The sequence below is a fragment of the Ruegeria sp. D3 genome, assembly GCF_056534465.1.
On sequence record NZ_JBQFPK010000003.1, the window covers coordinates 222,814 to 241,117 of the forward strand.

At 56.2% G+C, this 18,304-nt stretch carries 20 protein-coding genes, 1 tRNA gene and 1 pseudogene; 16 read left to right on the forward strand and 6 right to left on the reverse strand.

The features are described 5' to 3' along the window. Window positions 1-56 precede the first annotated feature (56 nt). The 4 genes and pseudogenes from phhA to ACR0DX_RS05940 all read left to right on the forward strand — a co-directional run. Window positions 57-866: pseudogene (gene phhA, locus ACR0DX_RS05925) on the forward strand (phenylalanine 4-monooxygenase); the annotation flags it as partial. Between the two features lie 130 nt (window positions 867-996). Continuing rightward, window positions 997-2,571 carry a lysine--tRNA ligase gene (locus ACR0DX_RS05930; RefSeq protein WP_170353441.1) on the forward strand — a complete coding sequence of 525 codons (1,575 nt, stop codon included), beginning with the start codon at window positions 997-999 and terminating at the stop codon, window positions 2,569-2,571. Window positions 2,572-2,619: 48 nt separating this feature from the next. Further along, window positions 2,620-3,021: a DUF4864 domain-containing protein gene (locus ACR0DX_RS05935; protein WP_170353440.1), complete on the forward strand. Its 402-nt coding sequence runs from the start codon at window positions 2,620-2,622 to the stop codon at window positions 3,019-3,021. Window positions 3,022-3,159: 138 nt separating this feature from the next. Further along, complete coding sequence (locus ACR0DX_RS05940) at window positions 3,160-5,448, forward strand: glycosyl hydrolase family 28-related protein (protein WP_480845473.1); 2,289 nt, start codon at window positions 3,160-3,162, stop codon at window positions 5,446-5,448. 10 nt (window positions 5,449-5,458) lie between these two features. On the opposite strand, the gene ACR0DX_RS05945 is transcribed toward ACR0DX_RS05940, so the two are convergent. Beyond that, the gene (locus ACR0DX_RS05945) at window positions 5,459-6,139 is read right to left on the reverse strand and encodes a hypothetical protein (protein WP_480845475.1); all 681 of its coding nucleotides are present in this window, start codon (window positions 6,137-6,139) and stop codon (window positions 5,459-5,461) included. A 123-nt stretch (window positions 6,140-6,262) separates the two neighbouring features. On the opposite strand from ACR0DX_RS05945, the gene ACR0DX_RS05950 reads away from it, so the two are divergent. Both ACR0DX_RS05950 and ACR0DX_RS05955 read left to right on the forward strand, forming a co-directional pair. Beyond that, the gene (locus tag ACR0DX_RS05950; protein ID WP_170353438.1) at window positions 6,263-6,586 is read left to right on the forward strand and encodes an antibiotic biosynthesis monooxygenase family protein; all 324 of its coding nucleotides are present in this window, start codon (window positions 6,263-6,265) and stop codon (window positions 6,584-6,586) included. Between the two features lie 69 nt (window positions 6,587-6,655). Further along, window positions 6,656-7,063: a universal stress protein gene (locus ACR0DX_RS05955; protein WP_170353437.1), complete on the forward strand. Its 408-nt coding sequence runs from the start codon at window positions 6,656-6,658 to the stop codon at window positions 7,061-7,063. Here the strand turns inward: ACR0DX_RS05955 and ACR0DX_RS05960 are convergent. Continuing rightward, entirely contained in the window at window positions 7,048-7,551 is a 504-nt protein-coding gene (locus tag ACR0DX_RS05960; protein WP_170353436.1) for a HugZ family pyridoxamine 5'-phosphate oxidase, read from the reverse strand. The two genes, ACR0DX_RS05955 and ACR0DX_RS05960, sit on opposite strands and share 16 nt — an antisense overlap. Before the next feature lie 141 nt (window positions 7,552-7,692). Between ACR0DX_RS05960 and ACR0DX_RS05965 the strand changes: the two genes are divergently transcribed. Next, on the forward strand, window positions 7,693-8,100 hold the full coding sequence (locus tag ACR0DX_RS05965; RefSeq protein ID WP_170353435.1) for an excalibur calcium-binding domain-containing protein: 408 nt from the start codon (window positions 7,693-7,695) through the stop codon (window positions 8,098-8,100). Window positions 8,101-8,107: 7 nt separating this feature from the next. Beyond that, on the forward strand, window positions 8,108-8,461 hold the full coding sequence (locus tag ACR0DX_RS05970) for an MmcQ/YjbR family DNA-binding protein (protein ID WP_170353434.1): 354 nt from the start codon (window positions 8,108-8,110) through the stop codon (window positions 8,459-8,461). Here ACR0DX_RS05970 and ACR0DX_RS05975 read toward each other — a convergent pair. Then, the gene (locus ACR0DX_RS05975) at window positions 8,458-9,159 is read right to left on the reverse strand and encodes an ORF6N domain-containing protein (RefSeq protein ID WP_170353433.1); all 702 of its coding nucleotides are present in this window, start codon (window positions 9,157-9,159) and stop codon (window positions 8,458-8,460) included. The genes ACR0DX_RS05970 and ACR0DX_RS05975 overlap by 4 nt on opposite strands. A 223-nt stretch (window positions 9,160-9,382) precedes the next feature. On the opposite strand from ACR0DX_RS05975, the gene ACR0DX_RS05980 reads away from it, so the two are divergent. After that, on the forward strand, window positions 9,383-9,673 hold the full coding sequence (locus ACR0DX_RS05980) for an antibiotic biosynthesis monooxygenase family protein (RefSeq protein WP_170353432.1): 291 nt from the start codon (window positions 9,383-9,385) through the stop codon (window positions 9,671-9,673). Window positions 9,674-9,793: 120 nt separating this feature from the next. On the opposite strand, the gene ACR0DX_RS05985 is transcribed toward ACR0DX_RS05980, so the two are convergent. Both ACR0DX_RS05985 and uvrB read right to left on the reverse strand, forming a co-directional pair. After that, window positions 9,794-10,201 (reverse strand): hypothetical protein, encoded by a 408-nt coding sequence (locus ACR0DX_RS05985; protein ID WP_170724097.1) that lies wholly within the window; start codon window positions 10,199-10,201, stop codon window positions 9,794-9,796. 111 nt (window positions 10,202-10,312) lie between these two features. Then, window positions 10,313-12,499, reverse strand: a complete 2,187-nt coding sequence (uvrB, locus tag ACR0DX_RS05990) for an excinuclease ABC subunit UvrB (protein WP_170353430.1) — start codon at window positions 12,497-12,499, stop codon at window positions 10,313-10,315. 153 nt (window positions 12,500-12,652) lie between these two features. Here uvrB and ACR0DX_RS05995 point away from each other — a divergent pair, with 153 nt between their 5' ends. From ACR0DX_RS05995 to ACR0DX_RS06005, 3 genes are all read left to right on the forward strand, one after another. Continuing rightward, the gene (locus ACR0DX_RS05995) at window positions 12,653-12,964 is read left to right on the forward strand and encodes an ETC complex I subunit (RefSeq protein ID WP_170353429.1); all 312 of its coding nucleotides are present in this window, start codon (window positions 12,653-12,655) and stop codon (window positions 12,962-12,964) included. Further along, window positions 12,965-13,441 carry a GNAT family N-acetyltransferase gene (locus tag ACR0DX_RS06000; RefSeq protein WP_170353428.1) on the forward strand — a complete coding sequence of 159 codons (477 nt, stop codon included), beginning with the start codon at window positions 12,965-12,967 and terminating at the stop codon, window positions 13,439-13,441. A gap of 75 nt (window positions 13,442-13,516) precedes the next feature. Next, window positions 13,517-13,593, forward strand: a tRNA-Arg gene (locus tag ACR0DX_RS06005). Window positions 13,594-13,684: 91 nt separating this feature from the next. On the opposite strand, the gene ACR0DX_RS06010 is transcribed toward ACR0DX_RS06005, so the two are convergent. Beyond that, on the reverse strand, window positions 13,685-13,846 hold the full coding sequence (locus tag ACR0DX_RS06010; protein ID WP_170353427.1) for a hypothetical protein: 162 nt from the start codon (window positions 13,844-13,846) through the stop codon (window positions 13,685-13,687). Window positions 13,847-14,188: 342 nt separating this feature from the next. Here ACR0DX_RS06010 and iolG point away from each other — a divergent pair, with 342 nt between their 5' ends. The 4 genes from iolG to ACR0DX_RS06030 all read left to right on the forward strand — a co-directional run bounded on the left by iolG (window position 14,189) and on the right by ACR0DX_RS06030 (window position 18,295). Further along, window positions 14,189-15,202 (forward strand): inositol 2-dehydrogenase, encoded by a 1,014-nt coding sequence (gene iolG, locus ACR0DX_RS06015; RefSeq protein ID WP_170353426.1) that lies wholly within the window; start codon window positions 14,189-14,191, stop codon window positions 15,200-15,202. Window positions 15,203-15,365: 163 nt separating this feature from the next. Next, window positions 15,366-16,268 carry a sugar ABC transporter substrate-binding protein gene (locus tag ACR0DX_RS06020; RefSeq protein ID WP_234899385.1) on the forward strand — a complete coding sequence of 301 codons (903 nt, stop codon included), beginning with the start codon at window positions 15,366-15,368 and terminating at the stop codon, window positions 16,266-16,268. 82 nt (window positions 16,269-16,350) lie between these two features. Continuing rightward, window positions 16,351-17,475 carry an ABC transporter permease gene (locus ACR0DX_RS06025; protein WP_170353424.1) on the forward strand — a complete coding sequence of 375 codons (1,125 nt, stop codon included), beginning with the start codon at window positions 16,351-16,353 and terminating at the stop codon, window positions 17,473-17,475. Window position 17,476: 1 nt separating this feature from the next. Continuing rightward, entirely contained in the window at window positions 17,477-18,295 is an 819-nt protein-coding gene (locus ACR0DX_RS06030) for an ATP-binding cassette domain-containing protein (RefSeq protein WP_170353423.1), read from the forward strand. Window positions 18,296-18,304: the final 9 nt, after the last annotated feature.

An 18,304-nucleotide genomic window follows, 5' to 3' on the forward strand; every position in this document is an offset into this window, starting at 1 on the left:
TACTCACGCCATGAGGTCAATTTTACCACGAGTATGGGCTAAAATTCTATCAAGGAGGACGTTCCATGCCCAAATCCACCAAATACGTGGCCAAACAGGCCGACGCGCGGGGCCATATTGCTTATACTGCCGAAGAGGATGCGGTTTGGGCGGACCTTTATGCAGCGCAGCAGGAAAATGTGCAGCGCTACATGGCGCGTGAATATCTGGACGGGTTGAAGCGGTTGGAGATGCCCGAAACCCGCGTTCCGTCCTGCGCGGATATATCCGAGCGTCTTCTGGACCTGACCGGGTGGCGGGTTCAACCGGTTCCGGCGCTGATCGGGTTCAAAACCTTTTTTGGTATGCTGGCGGATCGAGTTTTTCCTGCAGCCTCGTTCATCCGGTCGCGCGAGGATTTTGACTATATTGAAGAACCCGACATCTTTCACGAAATCTTCGGCCACACGCCCCTACTGAGCGACCCGCGTTTTGCGGCTTTCAGCCATGCGATCGGCAAGGCCGGGGTGCAGGCGGGGGACAAGGACTATGCGTGGCTGATACGCCTCTATTGGTTTTCGGTTGAATTTGGATTGCGCCGACAGGACGGGCAGATCAAGGCGCTGGGCTCGGGGCTGGCGTCCTCGCCCACGGAACTGGTCTATGCTGTGGAAAGCGACATTCCTGACCGGGACCCGTTCGATATTCTGACAATCTTGCGCACGCCTTATCGGATCGACATGCACCAGATGGGGTACTTTGTACTGGGCGACCCCGAAGAACTGTTTGCCGCCGCTGATAGGGATCTGCTGGCTGATGTGCATCAGGCACAGTGTTTGGGTCTGTTGCCTAATAAGTTTCCACCGAAAGTAACGGCAGCCGAGTAAGCCGCAGTCAGGGTTTCCGTTCAGAAAAACAGCGCGCTTTATTGACTCATGCTGCACCGGCACAATAGGAGGGGCCGGTCGGGCCGCATGGGGCGTCCGGCGCTGTATTTCCCGATGGAGCACCTAAAAAATGTCTGAACTGCGTGAAACCGCGATGTCGTCCAAGGCTTGGCCTTTCGAAGAGGCGCGCCGGGTCCTCAAACGCTACAGACAAGGTGCGCCGGAAAAAGGCTATGTGCTGTTCCAGACGGGCTATGGCCCGTCGGGCCTGCCGCATATCGGCACCTTTGGCGAGGTCGCGCGGACCTCGATGGTGCGGCATGCGTTTGAACAGATCAGCGATATCCCGACCAAGCTGATCTGCTTCTCAGATGATATGGACGGGTTCCGGAAGGTGCCGACCAACGTGCCGATGCAGGATGAGTTGAAAGAAGATCTGCATCTGCCGCTGACCAAAGTGCGCGACCCATTTGGCACGCATGAAGGGTTCGCGCAGCACAACAACGCGATGCTGTGCGATTTTCTGGATAGTTTTGGGTTCGAGTATGAATTTGCCTCGGCCACCGATTACTACACCAGCGGCAAGTTTGATGAGGCGCTGCTGATCGCGCTGGAGCGCTTCGACAAGATACAAGAAATCATGCTGCCGACCCTCGGGCCCGAGCGGCGCGAGACCTATTCATGCTTCTTGCCGATCAGCCCGAAAACCGGCCACGTGCTGCAAGTGCCGACGCTAGAGCGTAACGTGGCCAAAGGCACGATTGTCTATCAGGAGCCTGATGGCGAAAGGGTCGAAATCCCGGTCACGGGAGGCAACGTCAAGATGCAGTGGAAGCCCGACTGGGCTATGCGTTGGGCCGCGCTGGGCGTGGATTATGAGATGTCCGGCAAAGACCTGATCGATTCAGTCACGCAATCGTCGAAAATCTGCCGGGCGTTGGGCAAGCAACCGCCCGAGTCGCTGAGCTATGAGCTGTTCAATGATGAGCAGGGGCAGAAGATCTCGAAGTCCAAGGGCAATGGCTTGTCGATGGAAGAGTGGCTGACTTATGCCGCACCCGAAAGCCTGTCGTATTTCATGTATCAAAAGCCCAAGACGGCCAAGCGTCTGTATTTCGACGTCATTCCCAAGGCTGTGGACGAGTATCATCAGCAGCTGCGCGCCTATCCCGGGCAAGAGCTGAAGGCGCAGTTGAACAACCCTGTCTGGCATATCCATGGCGGTGAGGTTCCCGAATCCACGCTGATGGTGCCGTTTGCCATGCTGCTGAATCTGGCTTCAGTATCTGGTGCCGAGGACAAAGAAGCGCTGTGGGGCTTTATCCGCCGCTACGCGCCGGAGGCTACGGCTGAGACCCATCCCGATCTGGATCAGGCGGCCGGGTTTGCCGTTCGCTACTTCAACGATTTCGTCAAACCGACCCGTCAGCACCGCGCACCCACCGATCAGGAACGTGAGGCGTTGGAGGCGTTGAAAGCTGCGCTTGAGGCTTATGACGGCCCGATTGAGGATGAGGCGCTGCAATCGGTGGTCTATTCCATCGGGCGCGAGCGGTTTGATCCGATGCGCGGCTGGTTCACAGCCCTGTACGAAGTGCTGCTGGGTGCGTCGCAAGGCCCGCGCTTTGGCGGGTTCATCGCACTGTATGGCGTGCCCGAAACCATCGCTCTGATCGACAAGGCGCTGGCCGGAGAACTGGTCTGATTTGACCTGATGCCGTATGGGGCTACCCTTGGTTTAGGAGGTAGCCCCATGCGTCGACTATTGCTTGCTTTGTCCCTGAGTGCCGGTCTGGCCACGGGTGCGTTTGCCCAGAATGCCGAGATCGAGGCCAATATCGCCGCCCAGATACAGGCGTTTCAGGCGGATGATTTCGCCACTGCGTTCACATTTGCCAGCCCCAACATCCAACGTCTGTTTCAGACGCCCGAGAATTTCGGCGTGATGGTCAAGCGCGGCTATCCGATGGTTTGGCGTCCGTCGGATGTGCGGTTTCTGGAACTCCGCGAAGTCTCGGGGCTGCTGTGGCAGAAGGTGATGATCACCGACGTCGACGGCCGGGTGCATATTCTGGACTATCAGATGGTGCAGCGTGAAAACGGCTGGAAGATCAATGGCGTGCAGCTTCTGGGTAACGGCGATCCGTCGGCCTGATGCAACACCAACGTGCGCTGGCATGAGCGTCGGTTAATTCCTTTTCCTTACTCAGACTTATGCGTTCGGGGCATTCCCCCGGACACTGGGTTAATGCGCGTAGCTTTTGGCTGTGGCGCGATTGGGAAAGGGATTTCTATGAACAAGGCAATCACCGACGGCATGGTGTTCATGCCGCCTGCTTTCGCAAACGGTTTGAACGTCTGGTCCAGCGGAGACGGCACGCCGGGGTCGCCCACTTATGACGGATCGGGCACTGGCGCGTTCGTTCCTGCGGATGCGGATTTTGGCGGCTGTCTCGAGATCCTGAAGGTCAGCGCCACGCAAAAGCTGCGGTACATGGGTCAGACACCTTTGCAGCCGGGGTGTTATCTTCAGATCAAAGCGAGGTTGAAAGCGATCAGCGGCCCCTTGCCCGAAGTTCGGATCGCCGCATGGGCAGGGGGTGCAGGTGACTCGCATGTGACAGGAGTGATCGAACAAGGCCCCGCAACCCAGCTTTCGGGATATGGCAGGGTTCAGGAAATCACCGCGATTGTTGGCACGGGTCAGCGCAACGGTGTTGATATGCCGTGGGGCGTCGCAGCGCTGTACGGCCACTTCGGATTGGACTTGGTCGGGTCAAACGGTGCCGTTGTTCGCGTTGATGATATCGAGATCACCGATGTCACAAGTGTTTTCCTACGCGATATGATCAGCCTTGTGGATGTGCGTGACTTCGGTGCGATTGGTGATGGCGTCGCAGATGATACGGCTGCATTTGTGGCTGCTGATCAGGCGGCGGCCGGGCGCCGTGTTTTCGTGTCAGAAGGGACATATGCGCTGACGCAAAACACGACCATCGCCTCTGAGATCGAGTTTGAAGGCACTGTCACAATGCCTGAGGACAAGATGTTGCTACTGACGAAAAACTTTGATCTGCCCGCCTACATCACGGCTTTTGGGGACGAAGAGCTGGCCTTTAAAAAAGCGTTTCAGGCGTTGCTGAACAATTCGGATCATGAATCGCTAGACATGGGTGGGCGCAAAATTTCGGTCAACGGTCCGATAGATATGGCTGCGGCGGTTCCAAACCGACAGAGTGGTTTTTCCACGCGCCGCGTCATCCGAAACGGCCAGTTTGATGTGAAAAGCAATTCGGCTTGGGATACCGAAACTTTCACTTCGGTCGCCACCTATAACCCTTCGGACCCGACTCGCCTGACCAATGTCGCCAATGTGGCCAATATACCAGTTGGTGCGTTGGTTCAGGGAAACGGCGTTGGTCGCGAAATATATGTCCGGTCCAAAAACGTGGGCGCGGGTGAAATTAGGTTGAACGCCCCCATTTTTGACGCCGCTGGCACCCAAAATTTCACGTTTTATTCGTTCAAGTATCTTTTGGATTTCATCGGCTTTGGCACTCTGCGCAAGTTCGGCATGGAGGAGATTGAGTTTCAGTGCAACGGTCGCTGTAGCGCGATCCGGCTTGCTCCGTCCGGGAGTACCTTTGCGGTGGCCAACTGTTTCATAAGCCGTCCGAAGGACCGGGGCATCACCTCGATTGGAACGGGATGTCAGGGAATGCTGATTGACAATTGTCAGTTCCTGTCGAGCGAGGAGTCGTTCAATGTGCCGGACCGCAGGTCTATTGCCTTGAATGCGACGGCCAATGACGTCAAATTGCGACACAACCGAGCTGTCAGGTTCCAAAGTTTCGCTGTTCTGGCGGGGACAAACAACCTGGTGCTTGGTAACCATTTCTTCCAGGGGGACAGTATTGCCCAAGGCGTGCGCAGCGCAGGGCTTGTCATGATTGGCACATATAACAGCTCGACCATTTCCGAGAACTACGTCGACAACTGTTTTGTGCAATGGACGAACGAGAGGGATGCGAACCCGACTTACACGGCCGGGTTTTCGTTCAGTGCCATGACCATCACTGACAATATCTTTTACTGCAACGAGGTTGCGCCGTGGTTCAGCAATATCGTGATCCGCCCGCATGGCCCCGGGCATTTCCTGAATGGAGTCGTCATTGCTGGGAACAAATTCCGGTCGGTCAACGGGACTATTGATCGGGCTGAACGCGTGGACACGACTTTTGCGGGGCTGAACCATTTTAGGCATCTGAACGTAAGTGTCAGGGACAACACGTTTCACGGCGTTAGGACCAAGGTCGAAAATCCTTTGCGTTTGCGGTTTTCGCAGAACTCAAACTCGCAAGTGTGGGGAGTTTGGGCTCAAGGGCGTTTACCATTTGGGGGAAAAGCACGTGGGTGTGATGCGGTCACAGTCCTGGGGCCGCTAAGGAATAGTTTTGGGCAAATCGTGCATGACACGCCTTATGTCCAACTTGAGCAAGGTGCAGGCAATGACGTGATCAACCTTCGCTGGTCGCAGTCACTTCGCGGAACGGTGTCTACCATGATCCGAATGGAGGTCTGATCTGCGGGTTTCAGAAATCCGCCCATATTGCGACCTTGATGCCCGTATCATCGCGGGCATCTTTTCGTTCCAACCCCAGAACCCATGTTGTCGGTCTGTCCTGCTTGCGGATCATGACTGAAGGGCGCACACGCCAATACAACGGGTCCCCTGAGCGATAGGATGTTTCTATCTGCAACAGCGGGTTGAGCAATCTGGGTGCGGACAGACCGGTCGTAATATCCAGCTTTCTGAAAAGCGCATCGTGAGTTCGGTATTCCAGCGTTGTGTCAATTGCGACCCACCCGCTGCCCCAGCCAGTCTGGAAACCTTTGCCGTAGGACAGTGTCGCCTTGTAAAGGGCCCATGCGTCACGGTGTCGGTGATGCACTCCGACGCCGAACTCAGCTGCAAAGCGCCCTATATTTTTCAAATCGGCAACCGGAACGCGGGCGAAAGCGGTGGCGTGCCCATAAATGTCACGGTTTTCTTCAAAGTCGAAACCCAGTGTCAGGTTCTCGCGGTACCCCCATTCCGCATACAGAGCTGACTTATAGTCGTACCCGTAGTCATCTTTGAAAACTGTGACCGACGCGGCAGCAAATGCCGAGTCCTTGGCGCGCAGCCAGGCGCCGGGCCACGCGGGGGACGCCATAAACAACAGAGCAAAAAGACAGCCAAGCCGGAACATGCGCAAAGCATCGGGCAGCATGGTTAACGGATCGTTAGTTATTCTTACTTTTTTGCAATTACCGGTTTGTGGCGCACCGTTCAGGAAACCCCGGGACCTTTTTAGAACTTGTGTTAGGCTCGACCAGAACAAGGGAGATTCCAGATGCCGCACATCGCGAAAAATGCCAGCGTCCAGACCGTAATCACCACATTCGAGATGACGCCGGGCACATGTCATGACCTGCTTGAAGCGCTGACCGATGCCTATGCCGAGTTCATTTCCAAGCAGCCGGGGTTCATCGCCGCAGGTTTACATGTCAATGATGCACAAACCCGGATTGCCAACTATTCGCAATGGGAACGGCGCGAGGATTTCCTGGCCATGCTACGCACGCCGGAAATGCGCGACCGCAATCGTAGAATAAACGAAATGTGCAAAAGCTTCGAGCCGGTGATGTATGACGTTGCCGAAACATTTGGTACTTAGTGACCTAAATCAAAGCCGACCCCTTGGTATTGGTGCAAATTTCCGATGAATGAAACGGAGGTACGCGTCATGTATCACAATATTTTGGTCCCGATTTCCTTTGATGCAGAACGGGATATTTCCGGCCCTTTGAAACTGGCAGAGGTTTTGGCAACACCAGATGCTCAGGTCACTCTGCTTCACGTGGTTGAACATATCCCCAACTATGCGATCTCGTACATGCCACCCGAGTATCTGACCGAGGCGCGTAAAGCGCTTCAGGCCGAGTTGGACAGCCTTGCCGCCAAATTGCCCAATGCAAAGGGTGTCGTGATCGAGGGGCATTCAGGCCGTACTATCCTGGATTGGGCCAGTGAGCATAAACCTGACTTGATCATTATGGCATCGCACCGCCCAGGTATGCAGGACTTGCTGTTGGGCTCTACGGCGAACCACGTTGTGCGGCACGCGGCGTGTGCGGTTCATGTTGTGCGTTGATCGGCTCGAATATCTTCAGGGGCAAGGCGCCATGCCTTGCCAAAACCGCCATTCAACAGCGCGTCAGTGACTGCAAAGCGGACAAATCTGAAATCCGAAAAATCGACATACAGCTTGGCTTTTGGGCGTTGGCTTAGGTAGCTGTCACGTAGGTCAAAGTGTTCAGGTGTACCGGGCACGACAAATCCGGCTTGCGCATGCAGGGTCAGACGCGGATGGGTCAGCGGATCGCCGGTGTCGCCGGGTTCACCAACTAAAATGGCGCAGTTTGGATATGCGGTCAGGGCGCGCGTATGATCGGCTAACGCAGAGATCAGCGTCATGGGCAACCCATCTGGTGCCATGGCCAGCGCGATCCGAGAGACAGATGGCAACCCTGTATCCGGGCGGTTTACCGCCAACGCCCCGAAGGTCGCCGACGCAATAAGGTCGTAGGCCAGTTTTCGGGCGTAATCATCTACGGCTCGAAAAGGGTTCGTTTCTGTCATTCTGTGCCCCGCCTGCTCTGGTCCAAATTACTTTAACCTTTGATGTCTCGGTTCGCGACAGTTCCGATCACCAAAACTTAATCACTCGTGTTCGGACTCAGGGGGCTCGGAATTGCCGCAAACCGTGTATACTCAGACCGTATGACGACCCGAGAATCCTCCCTGCGTCCGGTCTTTACCGATCCGACCTGCCCAGAACGCCAGCGGCGTGCGGAAGTGACCCGTAAAAGGGCGCTGTCACCGGTTCGGATTATGCTGATGATTCTGATGCTTCCGGTCACAACTGCGGCGATTGCGCTGAGCGTGTTCATACGCACATCGGATTTTGAGCGGGAAGAGGCCGTGTTTCACCTTGCTGCGCTTGTCGGAGGGTGCCACGCGGCGCAAAAAATCCTGCCCGGTCCGTATTACGAAGGGCAACCTGGCTATCATTTGCGCAATGACCCGGATGCAGATGGAATCGCATGCGACTCTGGCCGACAAAGCGCGGTAAAGACGCCTTTGCAAGCGGAGAAACAGGTCGGTAACGCCAAATTCTTGCGCCCCTGATCCCTGCATGACCCGCGACGAGTTCAACCGTTTCTGCGACACTCTCAAAGCGACCACCCATGTGGTGCAATGGGGTGATGCGGATGTTTGGAAAGTGGGCGGCAAGGTGTTTGCGATCTGCGGCTGGAACAATGGCCAGGATGCTTTCACCTTCAAAGCCACCGATCTCGCCTTTGAGGTTCTAAGCGACGAGCCCGGTATCCGCCCAGCGCCCTATTTGGCTTCGCGCGGGATGAAATGGCTGCAGGTACACGAGGAACGCGGGATGAGTGACGCGTCGCTGCGCGAACATATCGTGACCTCTTATGATCTGGTCGTTGCGAAGCTGACCAAAAAGTTGCGGGCAGAGCTGGGGGTTTAACCCTTCATCGCCTGCAGCAATTCCAGCAACTGTTTGCGGTCATCATCATTGGCATAGTCACCGGTAGCCAGACGCTCGGCAATGCGCAGGCGCAGGCGTTCCTGTTGGGTGCGGACCTCTTCACCTGCGGTCTCAGCCAGGGTTTTCATGATCGCCGCCACGGCCTGCTGGCGCTTGGTGGTTGGGTTGGCGATGTAATCCACAAGGCTCTGCTGCCCGGAATCGAGGATGTTTTCGGCCAGATCGCGCAACTGCTCACCATTGGGCAGCAGCGGGGCGGGTGCATCCTCGGGCGGCAGGATTTCCGGCGCGCTGCGCGGGGTTTCGGCCAAAGCATTCGCGCCGTCGACAAAGGCCTCGGTAATCATCCGCGTGATCCTGATCGCGCGCGGGTCCTTGAACAGGGCCGAGGCGATGGCCACGCCGTAGTCGGTATAGACCCAAGGATTGACCCGCCGCCCGCCGCGGCCCTTGGGTTTTGAGATCACATTTTGTGATTGCAAATCGGCGACTTCGGCATCGGTCAGTTGAAAGCGGTAGCCCTCGAACAGGTCCTTGTTGCGCGACACGGCCTGATTGAAGGCGCTGACGGATTTTCCATAGAACTGTGCCAGATCCTCGGCCAGCACCACGCGGGTGCCACGCACGCGGTGAATGGCGCTTTGGACCTCATGCGTGCTGGGCAAGGTGTTCGTCATGGCAACCTTTTGGAATCACAATTTGTGATTTCAAACGTGAAGCAGAGAGCGCCGGGCTGCAACTGTGAAGTGTCAGCCGTCGCAAATTGCTGAGGCTTAAAGTTGAAATTACCTCGAAAAACAAACTCTCAATATGAGATTATTTGGCGGCGTGTTAATATGTTCTTGGCGAGGTTGCATAAACCCAGCACAGCGCAATCTCGTCCCATGAGGGAGGAAAATGATGTTTGCGCGAATTACTCAATTTAAAATGAAGCCCGGCACCCGTGACGCCGCAACTGAGAAGATGAATGCACTGAAATCCGAAATTATGGGCATGCCCGGCATGCACAGCTTTACCAATGTCATGAATGAAGACGGTTCAGGCTATGTGATCTCGGTGGTCGAGAGTGAGGAAACATCGAACGCGAACGCCTCGAAAGTGGCCGAGCTCTGGGGGCATTTTGCTGAATTTATGGAAGGCCCTCCCTCACCAGTTGGGTATGATGTGATTGCCCATTGGGATAAGGGGTGAGCACGGACCCGCGCGAGAAACACTCGCGCGGGGTATAGGCGTTCGAGACTTATACAATCAAACTAAATACCGTGGAAACGCGCTGAGGCAAAAATCAGGAATGGTCATATTCCGGATGGGTTAGGACAGTTGAGCCCCAGCACATTCGCGGAAAATCCGCACCGGGTCAGCAGCGCCGTCCAGCGAGAATGTCGCCACATGATCCTGTGTGAATGCGTAGGCTATTTGGTTGTACTCCAACCCATCAAGAACGTTTCCGAAACCCGTATTTGTAACCGTCAATGACTTTGCGTCGTCGGAAAGAACATGGTGGGATGTGGCAATTTCGATCGGGGACGATCCTTCGAAGCGCATTGCGAACCACGGGGTCTGTGTCCAATCAGAGTTCGATTGGGTCACGGTGATTGTATAAAGCGGCTTGGACGGCTCGTAGGTAAGGAATATTTTCGCTGCGTCGGTCTCGTGCGAAAGCGTGCAAATTTGACCAACGGTTGCATCCCACGCGTAGGCAGGGGTGCTGAGGATCATTAATAACAAAACGGCTCGCATAACCTGAACCTAGCTACAGAACGCAGCTGGGCAAGGTGGCAGAATCAAATTTCGCCATGCGCGGCATCTTTGAATTACGTCTTTAACGGTCTACCGTTTCCTCCGCTTCACATTCCCACCCCGCTGGCCCGGCCTGCCAGCCGTTGACCGTCCGCGCGCATTCACTGCGTCTTCCGAGGCCTTCTCGACCGCCCATTGCCGCGCCATAGGGTCGTCGGCGACGGCCAGATCGACCGCTTCCAGACGTTTGATCTCATCCCGGATGTTGGCGGCCTCTTCAAATTCCAGATTCTCGGCAGCTTTGCGCATTTGTTCGCGCAGGCCGTCCAGATGCGCCTCAAGGTTCGCGCCGTGCATCGGTTTGTCGATGGTGGCGGTGACGCGGTTCATGTCGACGTCGCCCTCATAAAGCCCAGCCAGAACGTCCTCGACATTCTTCTTCACCGTCTCGGGCGTGATGCCGTGTTCCTCGTTATAGGCGATCTGTTTGGCGCGGCGGCGGTTGGTTTCGTTCAGGGCGCGTTCCATGGAACCGGTGATCTTGTCGGCATACATGATCACGCGGCCATCGGCGTTTCGCGCGGCGCGGCCGATGGTCTGGACCAGAGAGGTCTCGGACCGCAGAAACCCTTCTTTGTCGGCATCCAGAATGGCGACCAGACCGCATTCGGGGATGTCCAACCCCTCACGCAGCAGGTTGATGCCGATCAGGACGTCAAAGGCGCCCAGCCGCAGGTCGCGCAGGATTTCGATCCTCTCGATCGTGTCGATATCCGAGTGCATGTAACGCACCTTGATGCCCTGTTCGTGCATGTATTCGGTCAGGTCTTCGGCCATGCGTTTGGTCAGCGTCGTGACCAGCGTACGGAACCCGTTGGCGGTGACTTTGCGTACTTCGTCCAGCAAATCATCGACCTGCATGCTGACGGGGCGGATTTCAACCTCGGGGTCCAGCAGGCCGGTGGGGCGGATCACCTGTTCGGTGAAGACACCGCCGGTCTGTTCGATCTCCCACTTGGCAGGGGTGGCCGAGACGAAGACGGATTGCGGACGCATGGCGTCCCATTCCTCGAACTTCAGCGGGCGGTTGTCCATGCAGGAGGGCAGGCGGAACCCGTGTTCGGCCAGCGTGAATTTGCGCCGATAGTCGCCCCGGTACATGCCGCCGATCTGCGGGACGCTGACGTGGGATTCGTCCGCGAAGACAATGGCGTTGTCCGGGATGAACTCGAACAGGGTCGGGGGCGGCTCGCCCGGCGCGCGGCCCGTCAGATAGCGCGAGTAGTTCTCGATCCCGTTGCAGACGCCAGTGGCCTCGAGCATTTCCAGATCGAAATTGGTGCGCTGTTCCAGACGTTGCGCTTCCAGAAGTTTGCCTTCGCCAACAAGTTGATCCAGCCGGATGCGCAGTTCCTGTTTGATCCCGATGATTGCCTGCTGCATCGTCGGTTTCGGCGTCACGTAGTGGGAGTTTGCGTAGACCCGCACCTGCTCCATCGTCGCGGTGCGCTCGCCGGTCAGCGGGTCGAATTCGGTGATCTGTTCCAGTTCTTCGCCGAAGAAGGACAGCTTCCATGCACGGTCCTCAAGGTGGGCGGGCCAGATTTCGAGGCTGTCACCGCGAACACGGAACGACCCGCGCTGAAACGCCTGATCGTTGCGGCGGTATTGCTGGGCGACCAGATCAGCCATCACCTGCCGCTGATTATATTCGCTGCCCACCTTCAGATCCTGCGTCATCGCCCCGTAGGTCTCGACCGAGCCAATACCGTAGATGCAAGACACCGAGGCCACGATGATCACGTCATCGCGTTCCAGCAGAGCCCGCGTGGCCGAGTGGCGCATCCGGTCGATCTGTTCGTTGATCTGAGATTCTTTTTCTATGTAGGTGTCGCTGCGCGGCACATAGGCCTCGGGCTGGTAATAGTCATAGTAGCTGACGAAATACTCGACCGAGTTTTCGGGGAAGAAGCCTTTGAACTCACCATAGAGCTGCGCGGCCAACGTCTTGTTGGGCGCAAGGATGATGGCGGGGCGCTGGGTTTCCTCGATCACCTTGGCCATAGTGAAGGTCTTGCCTGTGCCGGTCGCGCCCAGCAAAACCTGATCACGTTCACCGTCCTGAACGCCGCCCGCCAGTTCCTTGATGGCCGTTGGCTGATCCCCTGCGGGCGCAAAATCAGTGTGCATGACAAATGCCTTGCCGCCTTCAAGCTTCAGGCGGGCGCGGACATCTTCAGAGATCAGTTGCGTCTTGTCGGAATGTGCATAGGCCATAAGGGGGGATTCCTTTCGGGCCTGATTTTGGTCTGTTTTTGTTCTTGTTCAAGGGGGCATTTCCAATCGCTTCAATTGCGACAATTGCGGGCTTGTCCGGGCGGCGCGTCTGACGCATAAACACCCCTAGCCAAGCGAGTACGGAGAGGCGACATGCGCGCACGGATTTACCAACCTGCAAGGAATGCCATGACTTCGGGAATGGCCAAGACCCGCAAGTGGGTTCTGGAATATGCCCCTGCGTCGTCGCGCGAGGTTGATCCGCTGATGGGTTGGACGTCGTCGTCCGATACGCAGACACAGGTGCGCCTGAAATTCGATACCAAGGAAGAGGCGCTGGACTACGCCAAAGACAACGGTATCGAAGCCATTGTCAGCGAGCCGCATAAGCGCAAACCAAATCTGCGTGCACGTGGGTATGGCGAGAACTTCGCTACCGACCGGCGCGCGCCCTGGACGCACTGAATGGTCCACATTCGCCTGGCTGATCCCACCTCGGATGGTGTGCAGCAACTGGTGCAGGCTCACTTTGCACATAGTGAAACGGCAGGACCGGCTGAAAGCAATCATACTATGGATGCGCAGGGACTGGCCGGGCCGGACATGCGGTTTTGGGCTGTGTACAACGACAGCAGGCCTGTCGGTTGTGGCGCGCTGAAAACATTGCCGGACGGCACCGCCGAGGTGAAGTCCGTACATGTTCTTTCATCTGAACGGGGGAAAGGGCTGGCGCGCGAGATAATGAACCACCTGGCAAATTTGGCGCGGGCCGAGGGCGTTTCGGCATTGGTTCTTGAAACCGGAGCGGCGCATCTTGGGGAATATGACGCCGCACGTAAGCTCTATGAAGCTCTGGGCTACGCATATTGCGGACCGATTTACGGATATGAGGCAGACCCAAATAGCGCGTTCATGCGATTGGACCTTAACCCAAAGGCTTGAAACTCGGTCGCGCGTCAGGGTCGCAAATACCGCGTTGACTTATGGGTTGGCGTTGTCCAATAAAAGCGAACTTGCGCCCACGTAATTCAACTGGATAGAATATCCGACTTCTAATCGGGCTGTTGGGGGTTCGAGTCCTCCCGTGGGCGCCACTTCATCTGATGGCTGAGTCTTGACTAAAAAAGACCGAACCCTTGGCGACTAGCCAAGGGGATTTGCCAACACTGTCGCGATGGCTTGTGCCTATTTGGCGAAAACCAGCCGAGCCAGAAAATACAATCCAACCACTGTGATGATCAGGAAAACCGGGTTCCCGACGATTTGACCGATCCAGGTTGATACGCCGAATTCTCCGAAATTGAACCCGCCCAAACTGAATTTCGATGTAATTCCATAATCAAACATTTTGACAGCACCCCACAAAACAATGGGTCATTATGACATAAATTTTGTAAAAATTCCTCGTCTTAGGTGAGTGATACGTAAGTGTCTGAAAATTAAGATCTTACACCACCCATGCTTTTTTGGGAGCGTGAAGGCGCGCCACCAGAATCACCCAGGTTTCAGAAAGGTTTCTGACTTCGAAACGTTTGAAATCGTGAAGGTATCATTCGATCTTCGATCTGCAATCGAGTCTGAGTAGCGCTTGTGACTTGCGATACGGATGCCCCGACCGCGAGAAAAAGCATTGCAACCGGTTGCAAAAATGAACATTGTTACGCTGAGAAGAGGATTCGGGAGGCCTCCATGCTAAAGATCGGATTACTGGGAGCAGGACGTATCGGACGTGTGCATGCAGATGCAATCGCCGGTCATCCCCAGTCCGAGTTGGTGGCAATCTCTGACGCAGTGAACGTGGCGGCGGATACTCTGGCGACCCAATACGGTGCCAAAGCGGCCAGTTCTGAAGAAATTATCGCTGATTCCTCGATAGATGCGGTCCTCATTGCTACGCCAACCGACACGCATTCCGATTTGATCCAAGCCGCAACCAGCGCAGGAAAGGCTGTTCTGTGCGAAAAGCCCGTGGATTTGAATCTGGAGCGTGCTCAAGCCTGTCAAATGGCGGTTGCTGAGACAGCTCAACCTGTGATGATCGGGTTTAATCGTCGGTTCGATCCCAGCTTTTCGGCCCTTAAAGCTGCGGCTGATCAGGGGGAGATCGGAAAGCCCGAGATGCTATCTATCACTAGCTTCGATCCTGCGCCTCCTCCGATCAGCTATGTCAAAGTGTCTGGCGGCCTGTTCCGCGACATGATGATACACGATTTTGATATGGCGAACTATTTGATGGGGCAGTTGCCGGAACAGATTTCTGCCATTGGCAGCGCGATCGTCGATCCCGAAATCGGACAAGCAGGCGACGTGGATACGGCTGTTGTAACAATGACTTACAGCAGCGGTCAGATCGCCGTCATCAAGAATTCACGGCGTGCGGTCTACGGATATGATCAGCGGATCGAGTTGTTGGGGTCCGACGGATTGCTGCAAGCCAACAACGTATTGGAAAACGCTGTGGTGAAATCCACCGCTCAAGGCGTCACAGGTGCCAAGCCAACGTATTTTTTCCTTGAGCGTTATATGCCAGCGTACCGCGCCGAATGGGATGCGTTTGTGAGGGCAGCGCAACACTCATCACCTATGCCGGTCACTCTTGCAGATGGAGTGGCCGCCCTAGCCATGGCCGAGGCCGCGACCCTTTCGCTGCGATCTGGTCGGGCAGTTACCCTACCTGATGTTTTGAAACCGGTTGCAAAATGAGTCGATATACGGAAACTGGGAACAGCTCCGTCAGCTTCCGGAGTGGAGGAGATTCGGTCCGTCCGAATGATTGGGGCTGAGACCCCGGCAAAAAAGACAAACTGTTCTTATGGGAGGAAACCAAATGAATAAGTTCGTAAAAAGCGCTCTGGCGGCCAGTGCGATGGCGCTGGCGACCGTGACCGGCGCGGCTGCGGAGGGCGAGAAGTACATTCTGGTCAGCCACGCCCCTGACAGCGATAGCTGGTGGAATACGATCAAAAACGGCATCGCCTTGGCGGGCGAGCAGATGGGGGTCGAGGTGGAATACCGTAACCCTCCGACCGGCGATCTGGCGGACATGGCGCGGATCATTGATCAGGCGGCTGCCTCTGGCCCGAATGGGATCATCACCACTCTGGCCGATCCAGACATCCTGGAAGGTCCAATCCGGGCTGCGGTGGATTCCGGTATCGACGTTATCATCATGAACACCGGCACGCCTGAGAAAGCGCGCGAAGTGGGCGCTCTGATGTATGTTGGCCAGCCAGAATATGACGCGGGCCTCGCTGCTGGTCAGCGCGCCAAGGCTGATGGCATCGGGTCGTTCCTCTGCGTGAACCACTACATCGTACAGCCATCCAGCCAGGAGCGTTGTCAGGGCTTCGCCGATGGTCTGGGCGTCGAACTGGGCGAGCAGATGATCGACGCGGGGCAGGACCCTGCCGAAATCAAGAACCGGGTTCTGGCCTATCTGTCGGCTAACCCGGACACCGACGCTGTTCTGACACTTGGCCCGACCTCGGCTGATCCGACCATTCTGGCGCTACAGGAAAACGGCATGGCCGGTGACATCTACTTCGGCACATTCGATCTGGGCGGTGAAATCGTCAAAGGTATCAAGGACGGCACCATCCAGTGGGGCATCGACCAACAGCCCTTCCTGCAAGCCTATCTGCCGGTTGTAGTTATGACCAACTACCACCGTTACGGCGTTCTGCCGGGCAACAACATCAACTCGGGCCCCGGTTTCGTAACCGCAGACGGTCTGACCAAGATCGAAGAGTTCGCGGGCGAATACCGCTGATCTTCTCAATCACGGCGGGCACCAATTGGGCGTGCCCGCTGTACCCCCCAAAACTCAGAACCCCGCGCGAGGGAGGACCACGATGTCTGAGTCAGTTCAATCCACGGCAGGCGGCGACGAACGGATCAAAGAGATCTCACCACTGCGCCGCGCTCTGATCCGCCCCGAATTGGGTGGGATGGTCGGCACTGTCGCCGTATTCACCTTTTTCCTGCTGTTCGCCTTTGACAGCGGCATGTTCACCGCTCAGGGGGTCATGAACTGGTCGGTCGTTTCGGCTCAGTTCATGATCATCGCTGTTGGGGCCTGCCTGCTGATGATCGCCGGTGAATTTGACCTGTCCGTTGGGTCGATGATCGGGTTTGCGGGCATGATGATTGCTATTTTCTCGGTCACAATGAGCTGGCCGGTCTGGATGGCTATCATAATCACGTTTGTCCTATGCGTCGCCATCGGAGCGCTAAACGGCTACATCGTTGTCCGAACAGGCCTGCCCAGTTTTATTGTTACGCTGGCGTTTCTGTTCATTCTGCGCGGATTCACGATTTACCTGCCACAGACGATTGAACGTAAAACCATCATCGGCGGGATCAAGGACGCAGCCGAAGGCGATTGGCTGGCATCTATCTTTGGCGGCAAGGTCGGGCAGGGCCTGTTCGTTTGGCTGGGTGACAACGGTATTATCGAGGTTTTCGAACGGGGTACGCGTCAGGGTCAGCCGGTGGTGGACGGCATTCCAATGCTGATCATCTGGGCTATCGTAATCATCATCTTTGGCCATGTGCTTTTGACCAAGACCAAATTCGGCAACTGGATTTTCGCAGCTGGTGGCGATGCCGAGGCAGCCCGGAACTCGGGTGTTCCAGTCAACAAAGTCAAAATCCTGATGTTCATGTTCACGGCCTTCTGCGCCACGGTTTTCGCCACCTGTCAGGTGATGGAGTTCGGATCAGCCGGCGCGGATCGTGGTCTGCTGAAGGAGTTCGAAGCGATCATTGCTGTGGTTATCGGTGGCGCATTGCTAACCGGCGGCTATGGCTCGGTCCTTGGCGCGGCGCTCGGCGCGCTGATCTTTGGTGTGGTTCAACAGGGACTGTTCTTTGCCGGCGTGGAAAGCTCTCTGTTCCGGGTGTTCCTGGGCGTGATCCTGCTGGGCGCGGTGATCCTGAACACCTATATCCGTCGCATCATCACAGGAGAACGCTGAGATGACCGAAGATACCAAGTTCCATCATGGCGACGCGCAGGATCAAAAGCCGATCATTCGGATGGTCGACATCCAGAAACACTTCGGCTCGGTCATTGCGCTGGCTGGTGTCAGCTTTGACCTAAAACCAGGGGAGTGTCACTGCCTTCTGGGCGACAACGGTGCGGGCAAGTCGACCTTCATCAAGACCATGTCCGGTGTGCACAAGCCAACAGCAGGCGAGATATTCTTCGAAGACAAGCCTATGCACTTCGAAGACCCGCGCGATGCGATCTCCGCTGGGATCGCAACGGTGCACCAGCATCTGGCCATGATTCCGCTGATGAGCGTCAGCCGCAATTTCTTCATGGGCAACGAGCCGACGCGCAAAGTGGCCGGGATCAACTTCTTCGATAAGAAGCTGGCCGATGAGATCACCATGGAAGAGATGCGCAAAATGGGCATCAACCTGCGTGGTCCGGATCAGGCCGTTGGCACATTGTCTGGGGGTGAGCGTCAGACGGTGGCAATTGCGCGGGCTGTGCATTTCGGCGCGAAGATTCTGATCCTGGACGAACCGACCTCGGCCCTTGGTGTGCGTCAGACCTCGAATGTTCTGGCGACCATCGACAAGGTGCGCAGTCAAGGTGTGGGCGTTGTCTTCATCAGCCACAACGTGCGTCATGCTCTGGCCGTGGGGGACCGCTTTACCGTTCTCAATCGGGGTCAGACTCTGGGCACTGCAAAACGTGGTGAGATCACGCCAGAAGAGTTACAGGACCTGATGGCAGGTGGTCAGGAACTGGCTCAGCTGGAAGGCTCACTTGGCGGAACGGTTTAACGCCGTTCA